The following is a 21632-nucleotide window of genomic DNA, read 5'->3' on the forward strand; positions in this document are numbered from 1 at the left end:
CTTAAGGCATTGAATTCATTGAATCCGTCAAGGGCTGCTGGGCCGCTTCCTGCCCCTGCGCGCCGGGTGCGGCTGGGTCACGCTGACCGGATCGGACGCGGGGAAGGAATCCTCCAGCCCCTCCTCGAGCTGTTCTTCCATATCTTTTTGATAGTCCGGCTCTTTCGGATTGTCCTTAGCCCTTTTGTCGGCTGCCGCAGTATGGTTCCGATCGGCCATGATCGCCTCCATAAACAAATACCTCAGACTGAAACATGGCCGTCGCCACGCGACATCATCAGCCGCCTCAGTCCCAGATAACCCGACGATAGCCCCAAACGGGGGTGAGGCATATCACTGTCTTGCAGGCGCGGCCCGCATCGACGCGGCAACATCACATCGGCGGCGTCAGGCCGTCGAGGCCGACGCTGACGCGTGACGTCTCCAGCACACCATCGGCGGTGCGCGCCGTTGCGGCGACGATCCTTGCGCCCTCTTGAAGGTCGGAGCGTTTACCGGGCACGAGTTTCACCACCGCTGTCTCGGGCGTGACGACGACCTGCTTTTCGCCGCCGCGGTATTTCACCGTCAGCATGCGGCCGTCATTGCCCTCCACCATCTTGTCGAGTCCGCCATTGGTCATGCTGCTGTTGGGCGCCGTGTCCCATGGCCGCGTGCCTTCGCCCGCGCCGCGCAGCGAGTCCGGAAACAAGTGAACCTCGGTGGCCGTCTGGTTGCCCTGCGCATCGGCGACCGACGTGACGCCGATATAGGCGCCGGGCGCGATGTCCGACATCGCTATTTTCTCGACGCCGGTGATAGCGGCGTTCGGCGTCATCTTCATCGTGACGTTGTGGCCATCGGTTTTCTTCACGATCAGCAGATCGCCGTTGATGGATTCGATCATGCCGCGCACCCGCGATACTGGCGGTTGCCGCACATCGGCAAAACCGGATGTCAAAGTCAACAACGAAGCGGCGAGGCAGATTGCGAGAAGGCGTAACGATGGCATTGCGATTCCCCTGTGATTCGGCTTTCACGTTACGCGGCAAATCTGTCGAACGTTTCGATGCTCACGCAGAGGTGAGGTCGGCCTCCACCAGCGCGCGCAATTCCGGCGTGACTTGCGGCCGCTTCCCAAACCACAACTCAAACCCACGCACCGCCTGATGCAGCAGCATGCCGAGACCGTCGGCGGTCCGCAGACCGCGCGCCTTCGCCGCCTTCAGCAATGCGGTTTCGAGCGGCACGTAGACGAGATCGGCGACCGCCGCATCCGCGCGCAAGGCAGATACGTCGAACGACAAAGGCGGCTGCCCCTTCATGCCGAGCGAGGTGGTGTTCACCACAAGTCCCGCCTTCGGCAGAATCGAAGCCACGTCCTCCCAGGCGACAACGCGAACCCGGTCGCCGTAAGGCTGCGCCAGCGCCTGCGCACGATCGCGGCTGCGATTGACGAGATGGATGAGCGGAACACCGCGCTCAAGAAGCCCGAATACGACCGCACGCGCCGAGCCACCCGCGCCGAGCACCACGGCCTCGCCATCCGCATTCCAGTCCGGCGCGGACGCATCGAGATTGCCGATGAACCCCTCGACATCGGTATTGGTCGAATGCAGGCTGCCGTTTGCGAAATACAGCGTATTGGCCGCACCCACCGCGCGCGCGCGCGCGTCCGGTGTCGAGAGCGCGAGCGCCCGCTCCTTGTGCGGAATCGTGACGTTCGCTCCGCGATAGCCGCGCGCGGCAAGCGAGCCGATGAAATCCGCGAAGGCCGCAGGCTCCACGGCCTCAATGCGATAGTCGCCCGCGATGCCGAACTGCTTCAGCCAGTATTTGTGAATGATCGGCGAACGCGAATGCGCAGCCGGCCACCCGATCAGGCACGCGGCAGGATCTGCGCTTAAATGATCTGCGCTCACAGGGCTTGAGCTCATCGACGATGCTCCGTTGGATTCGACCACCCCGCCACGTCGCACGGATCAGCGGTCAAATCACGCGGCGGCGGAGGCTGTCAATGCAGCCTGGCGCTTGATCTCATCCACCGCACCCGCAATATCGCGACGGTAGCGCACCACGGGCGGCCGCGCGCCATGGATCAGCAATTCGCGCCGCACCTGATGCGATGTGCCGGTCAGAATCACGCGAATGCCCCGTTGGCGGGCCTTCGCGGCGACACGCGCAATGACATTGGCGGCGGACGAATCGAGCAGCGGCACGGCCGCGAAGTCGATCACCAGCCCTTTGTGGCCGCTTGGAATCTCGTCGAGCACCGCGCCGATGGTGGAGGTCGTGCCGAAGAAGAAGGCGCCCGAAATCCGGTAAACGATGACATCCGGATCGGTCGCCAGCGCCGGATCGTACGGAATACGCTCGCTGCTGGCGCCGTCCGCCTTGTCGTCTTCCGCCAACGGCGCAAGGCTTTCGATCGCGGTTGTCGAGGCCATGCGATGAATGAACAGCATCGCACCAAGTGCAAAGCCGACCACGATGCCTTCGGTGAGATCGCGAAACACGGTGAGCAGGAAGGTCGAAAGCAATACTGCGGCGTCGCCCCACGATGAACGGACCAGCGTCGCGAATTCCTGCTTTTCCGCCATGGTCCAGGCGACCACGACCAGCACGGCCGCCAGCGTACACAGCGGAACGTAGCTCGCGAGCGGCGCGGCAATCAGGATGAACAGCAGCACGGAGACCGAGTGCATGATTCCGGAAACCGGGCTGCGCGCACCGGCGCGGATGTTGGTGGCGGTGCGTGCGATCAGGCCAGTCACGCAGATGCCGCCGAACAACGCCGACGCCATGTTGGCGACGCCCTGCCCCACCAGTTCGCAGTTCGAACGATGCCGTCGTCCCGTCATGCCGTCGGCGACCACGGCCGACAGCAGCGATTCAATCGAACCCAGCAGCGCGAAGGCAATGGCGTCGGGCAGCACCGCCTGCATCTTTTGCAGCGAGAATACCGGCAGGCTCGGCGCCGGAATCGATTCAGGAATACCGCCGAAGCGCGAGCCGATGGTGTCCACCGACAATCCCAGTAGCGATGCAGCCAGTGTAGCGATCACCACGCCGATCAGAATTCCCGGCCAGCTCGGGCGCAGGGTCCGCAACACGACCATCACGACGATGGTCCCACCCGCCAGCACCACCGCCGATGGATTGATAGTCCCGATCACGCCACTGAGCGCGGCGAGCTTGGGCAGAAACGCAGCCGGCTCATGACCTGACAATGTCAGGCCGAGCAGATCCTTGATCTGGCTGGCGAAGATGATGACCGCGATACCCGCCGTGAAACCCACCGTCACCGGATAGGGAATGAATTTGACGTAGGTCCCGAGCCGCAGGAATCCGGCCGCGATCAGGAACACACCGGCCATCATCGTCGCGAGGATCACGCCGTCGAGACCGTGATTCTGCACCGTCTGGGCAACAAGGACGATAAAGGCGCCGGCCGGGCCGCCGACCTGGAAGCGGCTGCCGCCGAGCAGCGACACGAAAAGACCGCCGACGATGGCGGTGTAGAGGCCGCGATCCGGCGTGACGCCCGAGGCGATGGCGATCGCCATCGACAAAGGCAGAGCGACGATCGCAACCGTCAGGCCTGCCACGACGTCGGCACGGAAGCTCGCGAGGCCATAACCCTCGCGCAGCACCGTGACGATTTTTGGCGTGTAGAGTTCGACGAAGGTGGGCGCAGCCGCCTTGCCCGGCAATATGGGCAAGGCCTCGGTTGGCCGGTGTGCCGCCTGCTTGTTCATCGTCCCGGACGAAGCTGGAGACTTTGCACGCCCGCCGCGACGCTAAGCCCCGTTTGTCCCTGCACGCTTAATGGTTGCAGGGCGAAGGAATTGGCCGAGCCACCGACGAGCGCATTGGCGCCGAGACCGACACCAACCGCGGCGCTGGCATCGACACCGGCGTAGTTGCCGGACAGATCGCCAGGCCCAAGCTGGACAGTTGGCGCGAACACCACCCACGATACGGCGGTCTGGTCCGTGATGCCGAGGTCGAGGCCAACCTTGGTGACGGTCGCGATGTAAAGATCGTCTGGCCGGCCGTTGGCGCGAAAGACGCAGCCGAGATTATTCATCGATCCGACCACCAGACCGACATGGGGCCCACCACGGCATTCGATCACTCCTGCCTGTACCCGGCCCTGCTGGGCATCGGCGGGAGCTGAGAGCGCAAAAAGAGCGGCGGCGGTAAAAGACGCAAAGGACAGGATTGCGAAGGCGCGGCGCATGGAATCCCCCAATCAAGGCCGGTGCGCGGAGGCGGCGGCCTCGCCCTTGTTGTAATCCCTGCCGCCGGGGGAGTTCAACCGGATCGCATCCGGGAGCAACCAAAAGCCCATAAAAAAACAGGCCCGCTTGCGCGGGCCTGTCCGATATATTCCATTCGCCAGAATTAGTGGCGGTGGTGACGGTGCCGCTTGGCATGACCGCGGTGCACGTAGCCAACCGGGCGCAGCTCGAGGCTGACGATGCCGCCCGAGACGTTGAGGCCGGTCTGGCCCTGCAGGCTGAGGGGCTGCAGCGCGAACGAATTGGCCGAACCGCCGACAAGGAAGTTGCTGCCGCCGCCGACGCCGATCGCGGCATTGCCGCCGACGCCCGCATAGCTGCCGGAGAGATCGCCCGGGCCAACCTGGACGGTCGGAGCATGCACGCGCCAGCCGAAATCGGTCTGGCTGGTCGCGCCGAGGTCAACGCCGAAACGGCGGACGGTGGCGACATAACCTTCGGGACGACGGCCACGGCCCTCGAACACACAGTCGAGATTGGTCGTGGAGGTCAGGATCTGGCCGACATTCGGACCACCGTGGCAGCGAAGAACGCCAACCTGGACGCCCTGCTGCGCATTCGCAGTCGCGAACGACGCAAGAAGAAGGGCAGATGCTGCGCCGACAAGGTAAGAAAGTCGCATGGGAAGTCTCCGGCTACACGAATCGATATCGATGCGTTGGGAAAGGAAGGAAGATAGAGAGAGGAAAGCGCATAACACGCTGCCCCCCCGCTGCAAGTCACAATGCCGAGAATAGTTACAAATATCTACCGCAAATTAGCACAGAACCGCTGGATGCGATTGCACGCTTCTTCGAGGTCGCTGTTCTTGGTGGCGTAGGAAATACGGAATGCCGGGCCGAGGCCAAAAGCCGATCCTTGCACGACCGCAACGCCCTCGCTCTCCAGAAGCTCGGTGACGAAATCCTCGTCGTTTTCCAGCTTCTTGCCGGAAGGGGTCGTCTTGCCCATCGTCCCGGCACAGGACGGATAGACATAAAACGCACCTTCCGGGCGCGGACATTGAATGCCCTTGGCCTGGTTGAGCATCGACACCACCAGATCGCGCCGTCCCTTGAACAGCTCCGCATTGGTCGCGATGAAATCCTGCGGGCCGTTCAGGGCTTCCAGCGCTGCCCACTGCGAGATCGACGATGGATTCGAGGTCGATTGCGACTGGATCGTCGCCATCGCCTTGATGAGCTGGGTCGGGCCACCCGCGTAACCGATGCGCCAGCCGGTCATGGAGTAGGCCTTCGAGACGCCGTTCACCGTCAGCGTGCGGTCGAACAGCTTCGGCTCGACCTGCGCGGGCGTGACGAACTTGAAGTTGTCATAAACGAGGTGCTCGTACATGTCGTCCGTCATCACCCAGACATGCGGGTGCTTCACCAGTACGTCGGTGAGCGCCTTCATCTCGGCATGGGTGTAGGCCGCACCGGTCGGGTTCGATGGCGAGTTCAGGATGATCCACTTGGTCTTCGGCGTGATCGCCTTTTCCAGATCGGCGGCCTGCAGCTTGAAGCCGTGTTCGGCGGTGCAGATCACCGGCACGGACTCGCCGCCAGCCAGCGCCACCATTTCCGGGTAGCTGACCCAATACGGCGCCGGGATGATGACCTCGTCGCCCGGATTGATGGTCGCCATCAGCGCGTTGTAGAGCACCTGCTTGCCGCCGGTGCCAACCGTGATCTGATTGGGCACGTAGGTCAGACCGTTCTCACGCTTGAACTTGGCGACGATCGCGTCCTTCAACTCGGGAATCCCGTCCACCGCGGTATACTTGGTCTTGCCGGCCTCGATGGCCTTGATCGCCGCCAGTTTGATGTTGGCCGGGGTATCGAAATCCGGCTCGCCCGCACCGAGGCCGATGACGTTGCGGCCAGCCGCTTTCAACTGCCGCGCTTTATCCGTGACCGCGATGGTCGCGGACGGCTTCACGCGGTCGAGGGCAGCGGACAGGAACGGCATCATTGTCTCCATTTGGGCAAGCGAAGGCCGGGACGCACCGGGATTCGCGGATTTTGGCTAAAAGTGCGCCGCACACTAGGACCGGCGGCGGTGCATCGCAAGACGCTTCGCTGCAAAGCTGCGAAATTTCGAGATTTTGAACGAAAAAGCTCCCTGAATCGGGCTTGAACACAGCATCCGCCGCCCTGCCTCGGAGACAGGCATTCCCTCGATTTTAACGGGACGCGAACCCGGCCCTGATAAGCCCGGACATCGGTTACCCCTCGCGTTTCAGGCCCCGGAATGGATGTTTCCCAACCCTCTTTGCAGCGGCTCAATCGCACGATCTGGATCGTGGTCGCAGCAATGGGCGCGAGCGTCATCATCGCATCGCTGATCGGGCCGTTTCACATCGAATGGGCATCGTTCTCGAAAGCGACGGGCGCCTGTATTCTCTTATGCGCCGCAAGCTGGTTTTACACTTCGGTCCGCCGGGACCCGAGCATCGGCAGTGCGCTGATGAGCACCGCGCAGATCGTTGCGTTCACCGCTGTCGGCGCGCCGATATCCTATGTCGCCGCAAGCGCCGGGTTTCCCTTGCAGGACGCCCTTCTCGCCAGTTGGGATCGCCACCTCGGCATCGACTGGCTTGGATACGTTTCGTTGATCACCAGCCATTCATGGCTCTACCAGATTTTTGCGTTCGCCTATGCGAGCTTCACGCTGCAAGTCATCGCGACAGTGCTGATACTTGGATTCGCGGGACACACCCTGCGCCTGAGCGCCTTCGTTCAGGCGTTCATGCTGACGACTCTCGTCACGATCGGCATATCGGCCGTCATCCCTGCCACGGGGCCATGGCTTTTCTACCATGCGCAACCCGCTAGCGCGCACGGGGCCATCCCCGTGTCGTCGACAAGCTGGCCGGTCTTCCTTGGTCTTCGGGACGGCACATTCCATGCGATGTCGGGATTGAATTCTGAGGGCATCATCACTTTCCCGAGTCTGCACGCCGCTCTCAGCGTGCTTTTCGTGCTTGCCCTTTGGCGTGTGTGCGGATTGCGATGGATAGCGCTCGCCATCAACATCATGATGATCCTGGCAACACCTTTTGCGGGTAGCCATTATGTCGTCGATGTCATCGCCGGAATTGCAATCGCATGTCCCTGCTGGCTGATAGCGCACCGGACCGTTCGCAGCGATCGGGCAAATGACATGATGCCACTTCCCTCCGTGGCGGATTCTCCCTCGATCGTGCCTCCTATCGAGAGCACTGGAACGGACACAATCGTGACGGCCGGTCTCGCCCCGGCGCAAGTCTCGCCCGAGACCGCAAGCGTCAGGCGTCCGGATATCGCGAAGACGTGATCCTGTCGCGGCGCGGCAAAATCCTGCTGCAATGGCCGCTCGAAAGAGAGCTTTCAACTATTCCAGCCTACCGGCCTTGCGGGGACGCTGCCCGCACCTCATTGTCTGGGCCAACGATGTTGCGGTCCGCCGCCCAGTGAGACGAACGACGGATGTACAAGCTCTATTCGATGCAGCGCTCCGGCAACAGCTACAAGGTCCGGCTGGCGCTCGCCCTCCTCGACGTTCCCTTTGAAGTGGTCGAGATCGACATTCTTCGTGGCGAAAGCCGCACGCCGGATTTCCTCGCGATGAATCCGCGCGGACAGGTGCCGCTGCTCGAAGTCGCCGAAAAGCATTACCTCGCTGAGTCGAACGCAATCCTGTGGTATCTCGCCATCAACACGCCGCTCGCACCGGAGAGCGCCATTGAGCGAGCCGAGGCTTTGCAGTGGATGTTCTTCGAACAGCACGCGCTGGAGCCGAGCGTCGGCGCGGCCTATTTCTGGCTGGCGCTAGTACGCGGCGGCCGCGATCTGCAAATGCACGCGCTGGAGGACTGGATGGAGCGCGGCTACGGCGCGTTGGGCATGATCGAAGCCCACCTCAGGGTGCACGACTATTTTGTATCGGGTCACCTGACTGTCGCGGACATCGCGATGTACGGCTACACCCATGTCGCCGAGCAATGCGATTTCAGCCTGCGCGAATTTCCCGCAATTCGCGCCTGGCTCAAGCGCGTCGAAAGTCATCCGCGCTTCGTGCGCATGGACTGGATTCGCGAGCCTTCCCTCAACACGGAAAAGGCCTGACGATACGATAGAAACGAGCGGGTCCAATTAGGGAACCCGCCGCGTTTCCGCCATATTTCGGACCATTAGCGCCAAATTTCAAACGGTAAAATTTGCCACATCTGGATGCGTGGTGATTCGCACCACGCTCAGGATGCCGTGCCATGATGCGTTCGAAGATCGTTGACCGGGGTTTCGGATATTCCTTCACCCAGCAGGGTGCCCGCGACCTGACCGCTGCAGCCGTCGCTGCGGCGTGCCTGTCCGTGTGCCTCGTCGTCTCGCTTGCGATACTTTCGATCCGGTTCGTGGGCACCATCGCTTGAATTCCCGCCCGCCCTTTCTTTCGGGGTTATCGATGAAGATACCTGTCATCTTCGTCGCGGTGTCGCTGGCGGCCGCCATTCTCGTTTTGGCTTCGCTTCTGATCCTGACGCGGGCGGACAGCAGCGACACGAAAGTTCTCGGCAGCACGGCACTCGTCGCGCCCAAACTTCGTCCCTCTCAACCCTTGTGGAAGATGAAGAACGCGCCGACCGCGATAAAGGCAAAGCCGACCGCCTGATTCCAGCCGAGCGGCTCCTTGAGATAGAACGCCGAAAATCCCGCGAACACGATCAGCGTGATCACTTCCTGAATGGTCTTGAGCTGCGCCGGCGTATAGACCGCGCTGCCCCAGCGATTGGCCGGCACCGCCAGCCAGTACTCGAACAACGCGATGCCCCAACTGACCATGATGACCAGGACCAGCGGGCTCTCCTTGAACCGCAGATGTCCATACCAGGCGAAGGTCATGAAACAGTTCGAGGCAAACAGCATCAGGATCGGCAAGATCGCGGGCGAAATGGTCGGCATCGGTTTTCCTGGGTAAAAAATGAAGGAAGGATCGTTTCAACGTCTCCGGCCCCGAATAGATCGCTGTGCCGGAGAAAAATCTGTCGCGCGGATGTAACAAATTCCGGCTAGCTTTTGAAAGCGGGCACCTTTGCCCATCGTTCGCCTTTGCGGCCTTCGGTCAGCCCCCCTGCAGCTCCCCCTGCAATCATGACTGGCGGTCGCATTTTTTTTGCGATCTGCCCCGCGGTAGCAGGATATAAACGGCTCGCCCAATGTCTTATTCCGGCCTCTGATGATCCGTGCCGCCTTTGCCATTCTCGCGCTGAGCCTAACCTTTCTGGTGCTGGCGCCCTTTCATCTTCTCGGCCTCGCCTTGCAGAACGACCTGCAGCGCAAGGTGCCGGTGCTGTTTCACCGCATCGTCTGCCACATCCTCGGCGTGCGCATCCACGAGATCGGCCAGCGCGCCTCCGCCGAACATATCCTGATCCTGTCGAACCACGCCTCCTGGCTCGACATCTCTATCCTCAGTTCGCTGGCCCCCGTCGTGTTCGTGGCGAAATCCGAGGTCGCGGGCTGGCCCATCTTCGGCATGCTGGCGAAGCTGCAGCGCACCGTCTTCATCGAGCGTGAGCGGCGCCACAAGACCGGCGAGGCGACCGCCGAAATGGCAAACCGTCTGCACAATGGCGACAGCGTCGTGCTGTTTCCGGAAGGCACCTCGAGCGACGGCATTCGTATCCTGCCGTTCCGTTCGGCGCTGGTCGGCGCGGTGCATCACGCCATGGGTGACGGCAGGAAGAACATCGTGGTGCAGCCGGTGTCCCTCGCCTACGTGAAATTTGGCGGCGTGCCGGTCGGCCGCGCGCTGCGCGACAAGGTCGCATGGTATGGCGAAACCGACCTCGTGCCGCATCTGTTGGGCGTGCTCGCGGCAGGCGCGGTCGATGTCACGGTGACATGGGGCGAGGCCATCGTCTGCGATCTCGACGCCAGCCGCAAGCAGATCACGCGCGACGCGGAAACCGCCGTGCGCCGCATGACAGCGACTGCCCTGCGCGGCATTTCATAACGTCTAGACAACAAGGCCCTGCATTGGCCTGACCCCGACACTATCCGGGAAGACGCTTTCGGCCAGCACACGCTCGCCGAGACCGAGATGGTCATGCAGAAGGCCTTTCAACACGCCGCGCAAATCCGTCGTCGGTTTGAGATCGCGTGCCTGATAAAGGTCGGCAGTCTTCAAGCCCGGCCAGTCCGAGATCACGCGGCCGCCCTTGATGGCGCCGCCTGCAAGCAACGCAATGGTGCCGGTGCCGTGATCCGTTCCCGACGTTCCATTGATGCGCGCGGTACGGCCAAACTCCGTCACGACCACGATCGCGGTATCCCGCCATTTGCCGCCAAGCCCGGTTTCAAAATCGGCGAGCGCGCCGTCGAGACCCGCCAGCAATTGCGCGAGCCGCCCAACAGGACCGCCCTCATTGGCGTGGGTATCCCAGCCATCGAACGCAAGCGCGGCAATCCGGGGGCCGTCATCTTTCGCCATGATCCTGGCTGCCCCCTGCGCGGCAAGCCGCATCGCATTTGGGCCGCCGAACATCGGCTTCATGCCGCCATCGTTCGCCGCGAGCTTGTCGATCTGCAACCCCTGTGACAGAGCGGTGGCAAGTATCGGATCGCGATGGTTATAGAGTTCGATCAAGCGCATGGCGGTGTCGTCGGCCGCCTGAGGAAGCCGCGCCGGCACCCAGCCGACCGTGGGCGCCGCGCCGCGCAGCACCAGCGGCGTCGTTGCACCGACGCCCAGACCGCGCGAGACATGTTCGCCACGCGGCAGATTTTCCAGAGCGCGATTGAGCCATCCGCTTTGCACCCGGCCGGGACCGGCAAAACCGCTTTCCAGCACGTCCTGCCCGTCAAAATGCGAACGGTCACGATAGGCCGTCGCGGTCGCATGAATCACGGCGGCGTTGCCGTTTTTATACATCCGCGCGAATTCCGGCATTGATGGATGCAGCGCGAAAAAAGAATCGAGCGCGATCGCCGGATGCGGCCCCGCAAGCGCGAGCGCAATGGAGCCGTGCAGCCCGGCGTAATCGGGGTCGGCGACGGGCGCGACGGTCGCAAGGCCATCCAGCGCGCCGCGCAGGATGATCGTTATCAAATATGGATCGCGCCCATCGGCGGCATGGGCAAATTTCGGAAGATAGGCCCATGCTGCGAAGGCCGCGCCACCGGCCAGCAGCGTGCGCCGGGACAAACCGCGCGGCGTTCCATCTTCGCAGCATTCAAGGAAACGATCATGCATGGTTCATCTCCTCTGGAATTCCGGCGACATCAAAAGCAGGGCCAGCGCCTGTTCGCGCGTCTCCGCGCGCGCGACGGCCTTGCGCGTGTCGTCCGAGGCGGCCTCTCCCGCACACGCCTCCAGCACATCGTTCGGATTCAACATGCCGGCGATGCGTGAGGAAATCTGCGAGGCGACGTCGAGCCGCAGTTTCATGTTCTCCGGCGACGCCCACATTGCGTTGGTGTCGGCGAAACCATTCGGCCCCGGCGGAGTCCAGAGCGGCTCACCGAGTAGGTTGAGCGCACCGAGGTAGCGGCCCGACTCCTCGGGAATCCGGCCCATGATCCGCCCCGTCGCGACGAGAAATTCGTTCGGCGTGCGGATCTTCGTCATCGGCGCCGTCCAGGCTTCATCTGAATCCACGAGCGTCGTGGCGAGCGCTTTCAGGTCGCCATCCGTCCGTGCAAAAGCCGTTTCCAGTTTTGCGACCAGCGCAGGCGGCGGATCGTCCGCGATGAAATGCGCCGCAAATTTATGGGCGATGAACTTCGCCGTTGCAGGTCGGCGCGCAATATCCGCCAGCACCATTTCGCCCTGCGTCACACCCGTATCGTCGTAGACCTTGCCCAACAACTTTTGCGGGCCGGGTTCATGCGCGTTGGCATTGAAGATGAAGGTGCCGGGCTCGCCGAGCCGTCCCGCCCGCCCGGCGAAGGTCCATCCGGTCAGGATGGCCGCGAGCGTGGTGACATCCTGCTGAGTATAACCATTGCCGACACCCAGCGTGTGCAACTCCATCAATTCGCGCGCGAGGTTTTCGTTCAGCCCACGCTTGCGGTTGCGCCCGGCCCGCGAATTCGGTCCGACCGACTGCTGATTGTCGAGATAGAACAGCATCGCCGGGTGTTGTTCGACAGCCAACAGCATGTCGCTGAACCGGCCGAGCACATGCGGCCGGATCGCTTCCCGCTCAAAAGAGCCCGCCCATATCCGCGCAAGTTGTCCCTTGTTCGCGGAAATGCAGAAATGGTTCGACCAGAACGCGACGAGCCGCTCCACGATACCGCTTTCGGCCATCGTCGCACGCTGCACGCGCGCGAGGGCTTCGGCACGAAACGTCTGCTGGATCACATTGGGCGACTGCCGTGGCGACGGCTTGCCGGCGGCGCTCGAAAGCGGCTGCATGATATTGCCGGCCTTCGAAGCCCGTTCTCCGCCTTCGCCCGGCTTGCCATCGGATGCCATGGCAAGCGCCTGGGCGGCCGCCTTGCGCTGCTGTTTGACCTCGGCCTGATAATCGAAAGCCACCTGCGCCAGCGCCGGTGTTGCCTGCAAACCGGGAACATCGAGCAGAGCGATATTCCGGCGGCCGAGTTCCGCCTTCACGAAATCCCGCGGGTCGGACGCCGCGCTGGCAAAGTCGCCTGCGCCGCCGCCGCGCGCGCCCAGTCCAAAGCGATTCAGAGCTACCAGCGCCGCCTGTGGATCGCGTGCCATCTTGCAGATCGCCGTCTGTCGGTTCGTGTAGAACAGGCGCAGATAACGCGCCGGATCGCATGAATAGCACCTGAAAGATTTGGCTGAATTTCGTTGGCCGGAATGAAAGATACGTCACAAAAGCTCGATCAATCGCGCCAGATCATCTGCGCCCGCTGCGGGGCGGCCTTCACATGCGACCTGTCGGGACATTGCTGGTGCGCGGAGGAAACCGTGAAGCTGCCGATGCCGCGGGCAGGCGAAGACTGCCTGTGCCCCGCCTGCCTGCGCGCCAGCGACCACGGCCTCGATCAATCGAAGCCGTGAGCCACGCAGAAACCTAGGCCGCTCCCACCACGGGCGCTTTCCTTGCCATGCCATCGAACAGATCGAGCATACGCTCGCGCCAGGCATGGATCAGATCGTCGGGCTTCAACAGCTCGAACGGGCTCGTCACCCGCGCCCACTGGAACGGGCCGAACACGATGTAGTCGGCATAGTTCGGCTTCGCTCCACCGATGAAGGGTTGCGTGCGCAATGTCATCCGCAGCGGATGCAACCATTTGTGCAGGCTCTCCAGCCGTTGCTCCCGTCCGGCGACAACTTCCTCCAGCGGCCTGCCCATGTTCTTCTCGCGGGTCCGGCGAAAATAATCCTTGTCGCCCGCATCGAGCTGGTCGTGGATGTCGGCGATGATAAACGGCGCAATCTGGCCGACCGACACGTCGCTCCAGTTATTGAGGAGACGCGCCATCCCCCGTCCACCCTCGCCGCCGAACAGCGAGGGTTTGTCAGGATAAGTGTCTTCCAGATATTCCGCGATCGTCCATGAATCGTTGACGCGGGCCTCGCCATCGACCAACACCGGTACCTTCTCCGAGCCGTGCGCCTTGATCGCGTCCTTCTGCGCAAATCGCCACGGCACCGTTTCGAAAGCCAGTCCCTTGTGCGCCAGCGCCATGCGCGTGCGCCAGCAATACGGGCTGAAAAGGCGCGCGGGATCGCTGCCGGCGAGTTCGTAAAGCTGCCTTGCCATCAATTCTTGCCCGCAACCTGACCGAACAGAATCTTTTTCGATTCCTCATTCACCGTCGGCGTCTTGTCCGGGTTCACCTGCTTGGCAAGCTTGTAAGCGCGCGCGGTGGCGGGACGCGCATAGATCGCCTCGAACCAGCGCTTCAGATGCGGAAAGTCATCGAGATTCTGCTGCTGATTCTTGTAGGGCACGATCCACGGATAGCAGGCCATGTCCGCGATCGAATATTCACCGGCGATAAACTCACGGTCGGCGAGGCGCTTGTTGAGCACGCCGTAAAGCCGGTTGGTTTCCTTGACGTAACGCTCCATCGCGTAGGGAATTCGCTCCGGCGCATACTGCACGAAATGATGGTTCTGCCCGGCCATCGGGCCGAGGCCGCCCATCTGCCACATCAGCCATTGCAGCACGTCGAAACGCTTGCGCATGTCGGTCGGCAGGAATTTTCCGGCTTTCTCCGCGAGGTAGATCAGGATCGCACCCGATTCGAAAATCTTGACCGGTTCGCCACCGTCCTTCGGCGCCTGATCGATGATCGCGGGCATGCGGTTGTTCGGCGAAAACGCGAGGAATTCCGGCTTGAACTGATCGCCCTTGGAGATGTTCACCGGCACGATCTTGTAGGGAAGCCCGCTCTCCTCCAGGAACATCGTGATCTTGTGGCCGTTCGGCGTGGTCCAGTAGTAAAGGTCGATCATTTCGTGCGTCCTATCGAGGCAAGCGGAAATTCATGCGAATGCATGAACTTTGCGCGATTGTCCCGCCAAGTCAACCAGAACGCCCGCCCTCACCGATTGTTCATCGCCGGACTGCGAAGAGAGTCCCGCATTGAACCCATGCGTTCCCGATGAGACAAATAATGAGCCGCGCCGATCACACACCGGACAACACATGACGTATTCCAAGACCGACCTGCAAGCTGCGTCCGAGGCAGGCATCATCTCGGCCGGACAACTGGAGACGTTGCTTGCGTTCCTGCAATCGCGCGGAACGGCTTCATCCTCATCTCCGAAGTTCGATGTAGTGCATGTGCTTTGGTACGCAGGCGCGCTGATCGTGATCGCCGCCATGGGCCTGTTCAGCACGCTGGCGTTTTCGCAGATGGGTGGACAAGCCCTCACCGCGACGGCGCTCGTCTATGCCGCACTGTTTGCGTATGCCGGTCATTATCTCTGGACCGTCAAGAACCTGCGCACGCCAGGCGGACTCATGATCGCGGTTGCGGTGTCGATGGCGCCGCTGGCGGTTTACGGCATTCAGGATTCGCTCGGCCTGTGGAGCAAGTTCGGCAAGCCCGGCACCACGCACGATTTCTACATCTGGGTGCGCGGAAGCTGGATCTTCATGGAGATCGCGACCATTGCTGCTGCCGCACTCGCGCTGCGCTTCTACCGCTTCCCCTTCATCGTCTTTCTGGCCGCGTTCGCATTATGGTTCCTGTCGATGGACATCGTGCCGTGGATCACCGGCTCCAAACTCCGTGATTTTGAAACCGCGCGGATCGTCTCGATCTGGTTCGGCCTTGCCATTCTCGGCATCGCAGTTGTGGTGAATTCGTATCAACGCACCGGCGATTTCGCCTTCTGGCTTTATCTGTTCGGCGTGCTGACGTTCTGGGGCGGCATTTCCGCGACCTCGGGCGGCACCGTCCTACAAAAAGCAGCCTATTGCGGGATGAATGTCGGCTTCCTGTTCCTCGCCGTGTTCCTGGGCCGCCGCGTGTTCGCGGTATTCGGCACAATCGGCATCGCCATGTATCTCGGCGATCTGGCCGAGAAGGTATTCAAGGACTCGCTGCTGTTCCCGTTCGCGCTGTCCTTGATCGGTGTCGCCATCATCGCCTTCGGCCTCTATTACCACCGCCATCAGGCGGCCATTTCGGGCTGGATCGACGCGCGGATGCCGGAAGCATTGAAACGGTTGCGGCCCGTCAACAACCTCGCCTGAACCCTTTTCCTGCGCGCCCTGCGGCCCCATATTCCGCGCATGGCGAAAAATCCCGATTCCTCGAAAAAGCCGGCAAAAACTCCGAAATCCAAAGCCCATCGCGCCGATGTGAAACCCATCGGGCCCGCGCTGGCGGAGCTTTTGAACCCCGCGATCAATCGCGGCGAAAGCGGACTGGGCTCGGGCACCGGCCTGCAGCCGCCGCCGGACAATTCATGGGACCGCCGCAACGGCGGCGAAGCCGCTGCGCATCGCGCGCGCAAATCGACGCCGAAGACGTTCGATCAGGATAGCAAACCGCGGCCGCAAGGCTTCGACGAGGCACCGCAGGCCAATTACGGCACCAGCGCCCCCATTCCGACGCTCGATCCCGAACTGGCCAAGCAGCTCGGCTACGATGTCGATGACGACGACTCCTTCAAGCCAGCGCGCAACAAGATGGAATCGCTCGGCGTCAAAGCGACCGCCGAGGCGCTGGAATCGCTCATCAAAGAGGGCCGCCCGGAATTTCGCGGCGACAAGATCTGGACGCCGCATCGCCCGCCGCGCCCGGAGAAATCCGAAGGCGGCGTCCACTTCGAACTGAAATCCGAATATCAGCCGAAGGGCGACCAGCCGCAGGCGATCGCCGAACTGGTCGAAGGCATCAACCGCAACGACCGCACGCAGGTCTTGCTCGGCGTCACCGGCTCGGGCAAGACCTACACCATGGCGCAGGTGATCGCGGCTACCCAGCGCCCCGCGCTGATCCTTGCGCCGAACAAGACGCTGGCGGCGCAGCTCTACGGCGAGTTCAAGAATTTCTTTCCCGACAACGCGGTCGAGTATTTCGTCTCGTACTACGACTACTACCAGCCGGAAGCCTACGTTCCGCGCACGGACACCTATATCGAGAAGGATTCCTCGATCAACGAACAGATCGACCGGATGCGCCACTCCGCGACGCGCGCGCTGCTGGAGCGCGACGACGTTATCATCGTCGCGTCGGTGTCATGCATCTACGGTATCGGCTCGGTCGAAACCTACACCGCGATGACGTTCTCGCTGAAGAAGGGCGAGCGCATCGACCAGCGCCAGATCATCGCGGACCTCGTGGCGCTGCAATACAAGCGCACGCAGGCCGACTTCACACGCGGCACCTTCCGCGTCCGTGGCGACACCATCGACATCTTCCCGGCGCACTATGAAGACCGCGCGTGGCGCGTGAATCTGTTCGGCGACGAGGTCGAAAGCATCGAGGAGTTCGATCCGCTCACCGGCCACAAGAGCGACGAGCTTGAGTTCGTCAAGATTTACGCGAACTCGCACTACGTCACACCGCGCCCGACGCTCATTCAGGCGATCAAGGGCATCAAGAGCGAGTTGAAATGGCGGCTCGACCAGTTGCACGCCCAGGGCCGCCTGCTGGAAGCGCAGCGGCTCGAGCAGCGCACCACGTTCGATCTCGAAATGATGGAAGCGACCGGAAGCTGCGCCGGCATCGAAAACTATTCGCGCTATCTCACCGGCCGCAAGCCGGGCGAGCCGCCGCCGACGCTGTTCGAATACGTGCCGGACAACGCGCTGGTGTTCGCGGATGAAAGTCACGTCACCATTCCGCAGATCGGCGGCATGTTCAAAGGCGACTTCCGCCGCAAGGCGACGCTCGCCGAATACGGCTTCCGCCTGCCCTCCTGCATGGACAACCGGCCGCTGCGCTTCGAAGAATGGGACATGATGCGCCCGCAATCGGTCGCGGTATCGGCAACGCCCGCGGCTTGGGAAATGAACGAGAGCGGCGGCGTGTTTGTCGAACAGGTCATTCGTCCGACCGGGCTGATCGATCCGCCGGTCAACATTCGCCCCGCGCGCACGCAGGTCGACGATCTGCTCGGCGAAGTGCGGGCCACGGCCGCGAAAGGCTATCGCTCGCTCATCACCGTGCTGACCAAGCGCATGGCAGAAGACCTCACCGAATATCTGCATGAGCAGGGTATTCGCGTGCGCTACATGCATTCGGACATCGACACCATCGAGCGCATCGAGATTATCCGCGACCTGCGGCTCGGCGCGTTCGATGCGCTGGTTGGCATCAACCTGTTGCGCGAAGGCCTCGACATTCCCGAATGCGCGCTGGTCGCGATCCTCGACGCCGACAAGGAAGGCTTCCTGCGCTCTGAGACGTCACTCATCCAGACCATCGGCCGCGCCGCGCGTAACGTCGACGGCAAGGTGATCCTCTATGCCGACCAGATGACCGGCTCGATGCAGCGCGCGATTGCCGAGACTGACCGCCGCCGCGAAAAGCAGGTTGCGTATAATGAGGCCAACGGCATCACGCCGGAGAGCGTGAAGAAATCCATCGGCGACATTCTCAATTCCGTCTACGAGCGCGACCATGTGCTGGTGGAAGTCGGCGACGGCGGTATGGCCGACGACGCCGTGGCCATCGGCCATAATTTCGAGGCGGTGCTGGCCGATCTTGAAACCCGGATGCGCGAGGCGGCGGCCGATCTCAATTTCGAGGAAGCGGCGCGGCTGCGCGACGAGGTGAAGCGCCTGCGCGCGACCGAGATGGCGGTGGTCGACGATCCCACCGCGAAGCAGAAGGCCGTGACCGGCAAGGCTGGCGCTTATGCGGGCGCGAAGAAATACGGCGAGAGCGCCAACCTGCCGCCGAAACAAAAGTCGCGCATCCACAAGCCTTCACTGGATGAAATGGGCATCGCCACCTGGCATGAGGTGTTGCCGGACCGCAAAGGCGCGAAGCGCCCGCGCAAGCCGACGCTCGATGAAATGGGACCGGGCACCGAGAGCCGGATCTACAAGCCGAAATCGATGCGCGAGGGCGGACAGGAATTCGGCGGAGTCATCAAAGGCCCGTCGCCGCGCTCAACCGGCGGCGCACCGGGACATCGCGGCGGGTGGAAGAAGCGTTAGTTCTTGTCATTGCTACCCAACGAAGCATCCTCGACCTTTGATATTAGGCGATCTTGCCATGCCGAATAAGTTTCGTTTGTTGCAATATTAATCCAATCAGTTCGCCCATTCCGGCTTGTTCCCATAACAGCTTGCGCAGCAGCGCTGGGTGATGTGAATGCAACATCTTCAGTAAAGCGAAGTACGCCATCCATATCGGAGGAACTTAGTTTACCCGTTCTGCGCAACTGCTCGCGATAAGTCCTGACATTCGAAGCCAGAGAGGGCGCCTCTTCAACCCGAGCTTGAGAACCAGCAAGAATTATCATTTGCCCGTCAATCTCTACTGCGCGCGCCTGCAGGCCTCCAGCGCTCATTCGAAATTCTGCGCTTTGCTTATTCGCAATCTCAATCTGACCTACAGATTGAGAGTCATTAAGATTAAGCTGAGCCTTCGAATGCTGGCCACCAGATATTTCTTTGTTTCTTGAGGAGGGAACCTGTGGGGTTGGCCGAACGAAATCTGCCCCAAGAACCGGAAGAAGCAGTTGAAGGCGAACTATGAAGTCATCCATATCCGATAGATCGGCTTCTGGAAGTAAGTCGAATTTAGGATCACTCTTGTTCGCTAATTTTGCTCGACCCTCGCGTTGTATGACCTCGATCAGTTTACTTTCGAGATAGCGCGCATGTGCCTTCGTTAGATTAAGATCTTTGCTCGTTAAGACACAGGCATGCTCCCAAAAATCTTTTTCTTCATCCTTATTGTGACTGGAAATCCTGATGCCGACGTTATCGCCTTCTCCGACATACACCATAACCTGATCGGCATCCTCTGGGTCTGGGCCAATCAGCAGATAAGCTCCAGTTCGCCTAACCTCCGGCCGGGCGAGAAGTGCGGCGATACTAGATCGGGGAGCGAAAAGAATGTGTCCTGTCCAATTTATGATCTCCGCAGTACGCATTCCGTCTGGAACACCATCCACCAAAAATAATTTTATGGTCCTACCTGCCAAATTAGTCATGAAATCTCTATCCATCAAAATTAGTCGATGTAATCTTCCGACCTCCATTCTAGACAGAATGGGATCCTTGCACCAATGCGCAAAGATGTCTCCATATCTCAATGTTGTATGGAGTATTCTGCGATCCGTTACCCGCCCACCCCCGGCGCTTCGTGGCCGGTGCGCGCAACATATTCCGTGTAGCCGCCGCCATATTGGTGGATGCCATCGGGCGTCAATTCCAGCACACGGTTGGAGAGCGCGCCGAGGAAGTGGCGGTCATGCGAAACGAACAGCATCGCGCCCTCATATTGCGCAAGCGCCGTGATCAGCATTTCCTTTGTGGCGATGTCGAGGTGGTTGGTCGGCTCGTCCAGCACCAGAAAATTCGGCGGATCGTAAAGCATCTTCGCCATCACGAGGCGCGCCTTCTCGCCGCCTGACAGCACGCGGCACTTCTTCTCGACATCGTCGCCGGAAAAGCCGAAACAACCAGCCAGCGCGCGCAACGAGCCCTGCCCCGCCTGCGGGAATGAATCCTCCAGCGATTGAAACACGGTGCGCTCGCCGTCGAGCAGATCCATCGCATGCTGGGCGAAGTAACCCATCTTGACGCTGGCGCCGACCGCGACATCGCCCTCGTCCGGCTCCGACGCGCCCGCGACGAGTTTCAACAGCGTGGACTTGCCCGCGCCGTTGATGCCCATCACGCACCAGCGCTCACGGCGGCGGACCTGAAAATCAAGGCCATCATAGATTCGCCGTTCGCCATAACCCTTCTGCACGCTTTTCAGCGTGACGACATCCTCGCCCGAGCGCGGCGCAGGCGGAAAATCGAACGACACGGTCTCGCGCCGTTTCGGCGGATCGACGCGCTCGATCTTGTCGAGCTTCTTCACCCGGCTCTGCACCTGCGCGGCGTGCGAGGCGCGCGCCTTGAAGCGCTCGATAAACTTGATCTCCTTGGCCAGCATCGCCTGCTGGCGCTCGAACTGCGCCTGCTGCTGCTTGTCGGCCAGCGCGCGCTGCTGTTCGTAGAATTCGTAATTTCCGGAATAGGAGGTCAGCGTGCCACCGTCGATCTCGATGATCTTGTTGACGATACGGTTCATGAACTCGCGATCGTGCGAGGTCATCAAGAGCGCGCCATCGTAATTCTTGAGAAAACCCTCCAGCCAGATCAGGCTTTCGATGTCGAGATGGTTCGACGGTTCGTCGAGCAGCATCACGTCCGGACGCATCAGGAGAATCCGCGCCAGCGCCACGCGCATCTTCCAGCCGCCGGAGAGATTGCCGACATCGCCATCCATCATCTCCTGCGTGAAGCTGAGCCCCGCGAGCACTTCGCGGGCGCGGCTTTCCAGCGCGTAGCCGTCAAGCTCCTCGAAACGCGCCTGCACCTCGCCGTAGCGCGTGATGATCTCATCCATCTCGTCCATGCGGTCCGGGTCGGCCATCGCGGCTTCAAGCTCTTTCAGCTCGGCCGCGACTTCGCTCACCGGACCGACGCCGTTCATCACCTCGGAGACGGCGCTGTGCCCCGCCATCTCACCGACGTCCTGGCTGAAATAGCCGATGGACACACCGCGTTCGACCGCGACCTGGCCTTCGTCGGGAAGTTCCTGCGCGGTGGCGAGGCGGAACAGCGTGGTCTTGCCGGAACCGTTGGGGCCAACGAGGCCGATCTTCTCGCCCTTGAGCAAGGTCGCCTGCGCCTCGATGAAAATGATCTGATGGCCGTTCTGCTTGCCGATATTGTCGAAACGAATCATGACGCCGTTGAATGATAAG

General features: G+C 61.5%; 22 protein-coding genes. 8 read left to right on the forward strand and 14 right to left on the reverse strand.

Annotated features, from left to right (window positions below):
* Positions 1–27: 27 nt before the first annotated feature.
* From AC1RNA_RS00510 to AC1RNA_RS00540, 7 genes are all read right to left on the reverse strand, one after another.
* Complete coding sequence (locus tag AC1RNA_RS00510) at positions 28–219, reverse strand: hypothetical protein (protein ID WP_492949866.1); 192 nt, start codon at positions 217–219, stop codon at positions 28–30.
* A 154-nt stretch (positions 220–373) separates the two neighbouring features.
* A complete protein-coding gene (locus AC1RNA_RS00515; protein ID WP_492949867.1) occupies positions 374–886 on the reverse strand; it encodes a hypothetical protein in 513 nt (170 codons plus the stop codon).
* A gap of 166 nt (positions 887–1052) precedes the next feature.
* Positions 1053–1916 (reverse strand): shikimate dehydrogenase, encoded by an 864-nt coding sequence (locus tag AC1RNA_RS00520; protein ID WP_492949868.1) that lies wholly within the window; start codon positions 1914–1916, stop codon positions 1053–1055.
* 57 nt (positions 1917–1973) lie between these two features.
* Positions 1974–3737, reverse strand: coding sequence for a SulP family inorganic anion transporter (locus AC1RNA_RS00525; protein WP_492949869.1), 1764 nt, complete (start codon positions 3735–3737; stop codon positions 1974–1976).
* Positions 3734–4222, reverse strand: a complete 489-nt coding sequence (locus AC1RNA_RS00530) for a DUF992 domain-containing protein (protein WP_009339964.1) — start codon at positions 4220–4222, stop codon at positions 3734–3736. Before AC1RNA_RS00530 ends, AC1RNA_RS00525 begins: the two co-directional genes overlap by 4 nt.
* 164 nt (positions 4223–4386) lie before the next feature.
* Positions 4387–4905 (reverse strand): DUF992 domain-containing protein, encoded by a 519-nt coding sequence (locus AC1RNA_RS00535; protein ID WP_048757325.1) that lies wholly within the window; start codon positions 4903–4905, stop codon positions 4387–4389.
* Positions 4906–5030: 125 nt separating this feature from the next.
* Complete coding sequence (locus AC1RNA_RS00540) at positions 5031–6233, reverse strand: pyridoxal phosphate-dependent aminotransferase (RefSeq protein ID WP_009339959.1); 1203 nt, start codon at positions 6231–6233, stop codon at positions 5031–5033.
* Between the two features lie 282 nt (positions 6234–6515).
* Here AC1RNA_RS00540 and AC1RNA_RS00545 point away from each other — a divergent pair, with 282 nt between their 5' ends.
* The 4 genes from AC1RNA_RS00545 (at position 6516) to AC1RNA_RS00560 (ending at position 8915) form a co-directional block, all read left to right on the forward strand.
* The gene (locus AC1RNA_RS00545; protein ID WP_492949870.1) at positions 6516–7580 is read left to right on the forward strand and encodes a phosphatase PAP2 family protein; all 1065 of its coding nucleotides are present in this window, start codon (positions 6516–6518) and stop codon (positions 7578–7580) included.
* 152 nt (positions 7581–7732) lie between these two features.
* The gene (locus AC1RNA_RS00550; protein ID WP_492949871.1) at positions 7733–8371 is read left to right on the forward strand and encodes a glutathione S-transferase family protein; all 639 of its coding nucleotides are present in this window, start codon (positions 7733–7735) and stop codon (positions 8369–8371) included.
* A gap of 143 nt (positions 8372–8514) precedes the next feature.
* The gene (locus AC1RNA_RS00555) at positions 8515–8676 is read left to right on the forward strand and encodes a hypothetical protein (RefSeq protein ID WP_009339953.1); all 162 of its coding nucleotides are present in this window, start codon (positions 8515–8517) and stop codon (positions 8674–8676) included.
* A 32-nt stretch (positions 8677–8708) separates the two neighbouring features.
* Entirely contained in the window at positions 8709–8915 is a 207-nt protein-coding gene (locus tag AC1RNA_RS00560) for a hypothetical protein (RefSeq protein ID WP_009339951.1), read from the forward strand.
* Here the strand turns inward: AC1RNA_RS00560 and AC1RNA_RS00565 are convergent.
* Complete coding sequence (locus AC1RNA_RS00565; RefSeq protein ID WP_009339950.1) at positions 8855–9205, reverse strand: DMT family protein; 351 nt, start codon at positions 9203–9205, stop codon at positions 8855–8857. The genes AC1RNA_RS00560 and AC1RNA_RS00565 overlap by 61 nt on opposite strands.
* A gap of 274 nt (positions 9206–9479) precedes the next feature.
* On the opposite strand from AC1RNA_RS00565, the gene olsA reads away from it, so the two are divergent.
* Positions 9480–10259 carry a lyso-ornithine lipid O-acyltransferase gene (olsA, locus tag AC1RNA_RS00570; protein WP_492949872.1) on the forward strand — a complete coding sequence of 260 codons (780 nt, stop codon included), beginning with the start codon at positions 9480–9482 and terminating at the stop codon, positions 10257–10259.
* A 3-nt stretch (positions 10260–10262) separates the two neighbouring features.
* Here the strand turns inward: olsA and AC1RNA_RS00575 are convergent, their stop codons facing one another.
* Both AC1RNA_RS00575 and AC1RNA_RS00580 read right to left on the reverse strand, forming a co-directional pair.
* Positions 10263–11498, reverse strand: a complete 1236-nt coding sequence (locus tag AC1RNA_RS00575) for a DUF1501 domain-containing protein (RefSeq protein WP_492949873.1) — start codon at positions 11496–11498, stop codon at positions 10263–10265.
* Positions 11499–11501: 3 nt separating this feature from the next.
* Entirely contained in the window at positions 11502–12977 is a 1476-nt protein-coding gene (locus tag AC1RNA_RS00580) for a DUF1800 domain-containing protein (protein WP_492949874.1), read from the reverse strand.
* 102 nt (positions 12978–13079) lie between these two features.
* Between AC1RNA_RS00580 and AC1RNA_RS00585 the strand changes: the two genes are divergently transcribed.
* Complete coding sequence (locus tag AC1RNA_RS00585; RefSeq protein ID WP_492949875.1) at positions 13080–13283, forward strand: cysteine-rich CWC family protein; 204 nt, start codon at positions 13080–13082, stop codon at positions 13281–13283.
* Between the two features lie 13 nt (positions 13284–13296).
* On the opposite strand, the gene AC1RNA_RS00590 is transcribed toward AC1RNA_RS00585, so the two are convergent.
* Both AC1RNA_RS00590 and AC1RNA_RS00595 read right to left on the reverse strand, forming a co-directional pair.
* Complete coding sequence (locus AC1RNA_RS00590) at positions 13297–13992, reverse strand: glutathione S-transferase family protein (RefSeq protein ID WP_492949876.1); 696 nt, start codon at positions 13990–13992, stop codon at positions 13297–13299.
* Complete coding sequence (locus AC1RNA_RS00595; protein ID WP_009339940.1) at positions 13992–14690, reverse strand: glutathione S-transferase N-terminal domain-containing protein; 699 nt, start codon at positions 14688–14690, stop codon at positions 13992–13994. Before AC1RNA_RS00595 ends, AC1RNA_RS00590 begins: the two co-directional genes overlap by 1 nt.
* Positions 14691–14883: 193 nt before the next feature.
* Between AC1RNA_RS00595 and AC1RNA_RS00600 the strand changes: the two genes are divergently transcribed.
* Entirely contained in the window at positions 14884–15939 is a 1056-nt protein-coding gene (locus AC1RNA_RS00600; RefSeq protein ID WP_492949877.1) for a hypothetical protein, read from the forward strand.
* A gap of 39 nt (positions 15940–15978) precedes the next feature.
* Positions 15979–18858, forward strand: a complete 2880-nt coding sequence (gene uvrB, locus AC1RNA_RS00605; protein WP_492949878.1) for an excinuclease ABC subunit UvrB — start codon at positions 15979–15981, stop codon at positions 18856–18858.
* On the opposite strand, the gene AC1RNA_RS00610 is transcribed toward uvrB, so the two are convergent.
* Together AC1RNA_RS00610 and AC1RNA_RS00615 are read right to left on the reverse strand one after the other, a co-directional pair.
* Positions 18855–19862 carry a GIY-YIG nuclease family protein gene (locus tag AC1RNA_RS00610; RefSeq protein WP_492949879.1) on the reverse strand — a complete coding sequence of 336 codons (1008 nt, stop codon included), beginning with the start codon at positions 19860–19862 and terminating at the stop codon, positions 18855–18857. The genes uvrB and AC1RNA_RS00610 overlap by 4 nt on opposite strands.
* A 128-nt stretch (positions 19863–19990) precedes the next feature.
* Positions 19991–21613 (reverse strand): ABC-F family ATP-binding cassette domain-containing protein, encoded by a 1623-nt coding sequence (locus AC1RNA_RS00615; RefSeq protein ID WP_492949880.1) that lies wholly within the window; start codon positions 21611–21613, stop codon positions 19991–19993.
* Positions 21614–21632: the final 19 nt, after the last annotated feature.

Source organism: Afipia sp. GW821-FHT14H12, assembly GCF_058803465.1.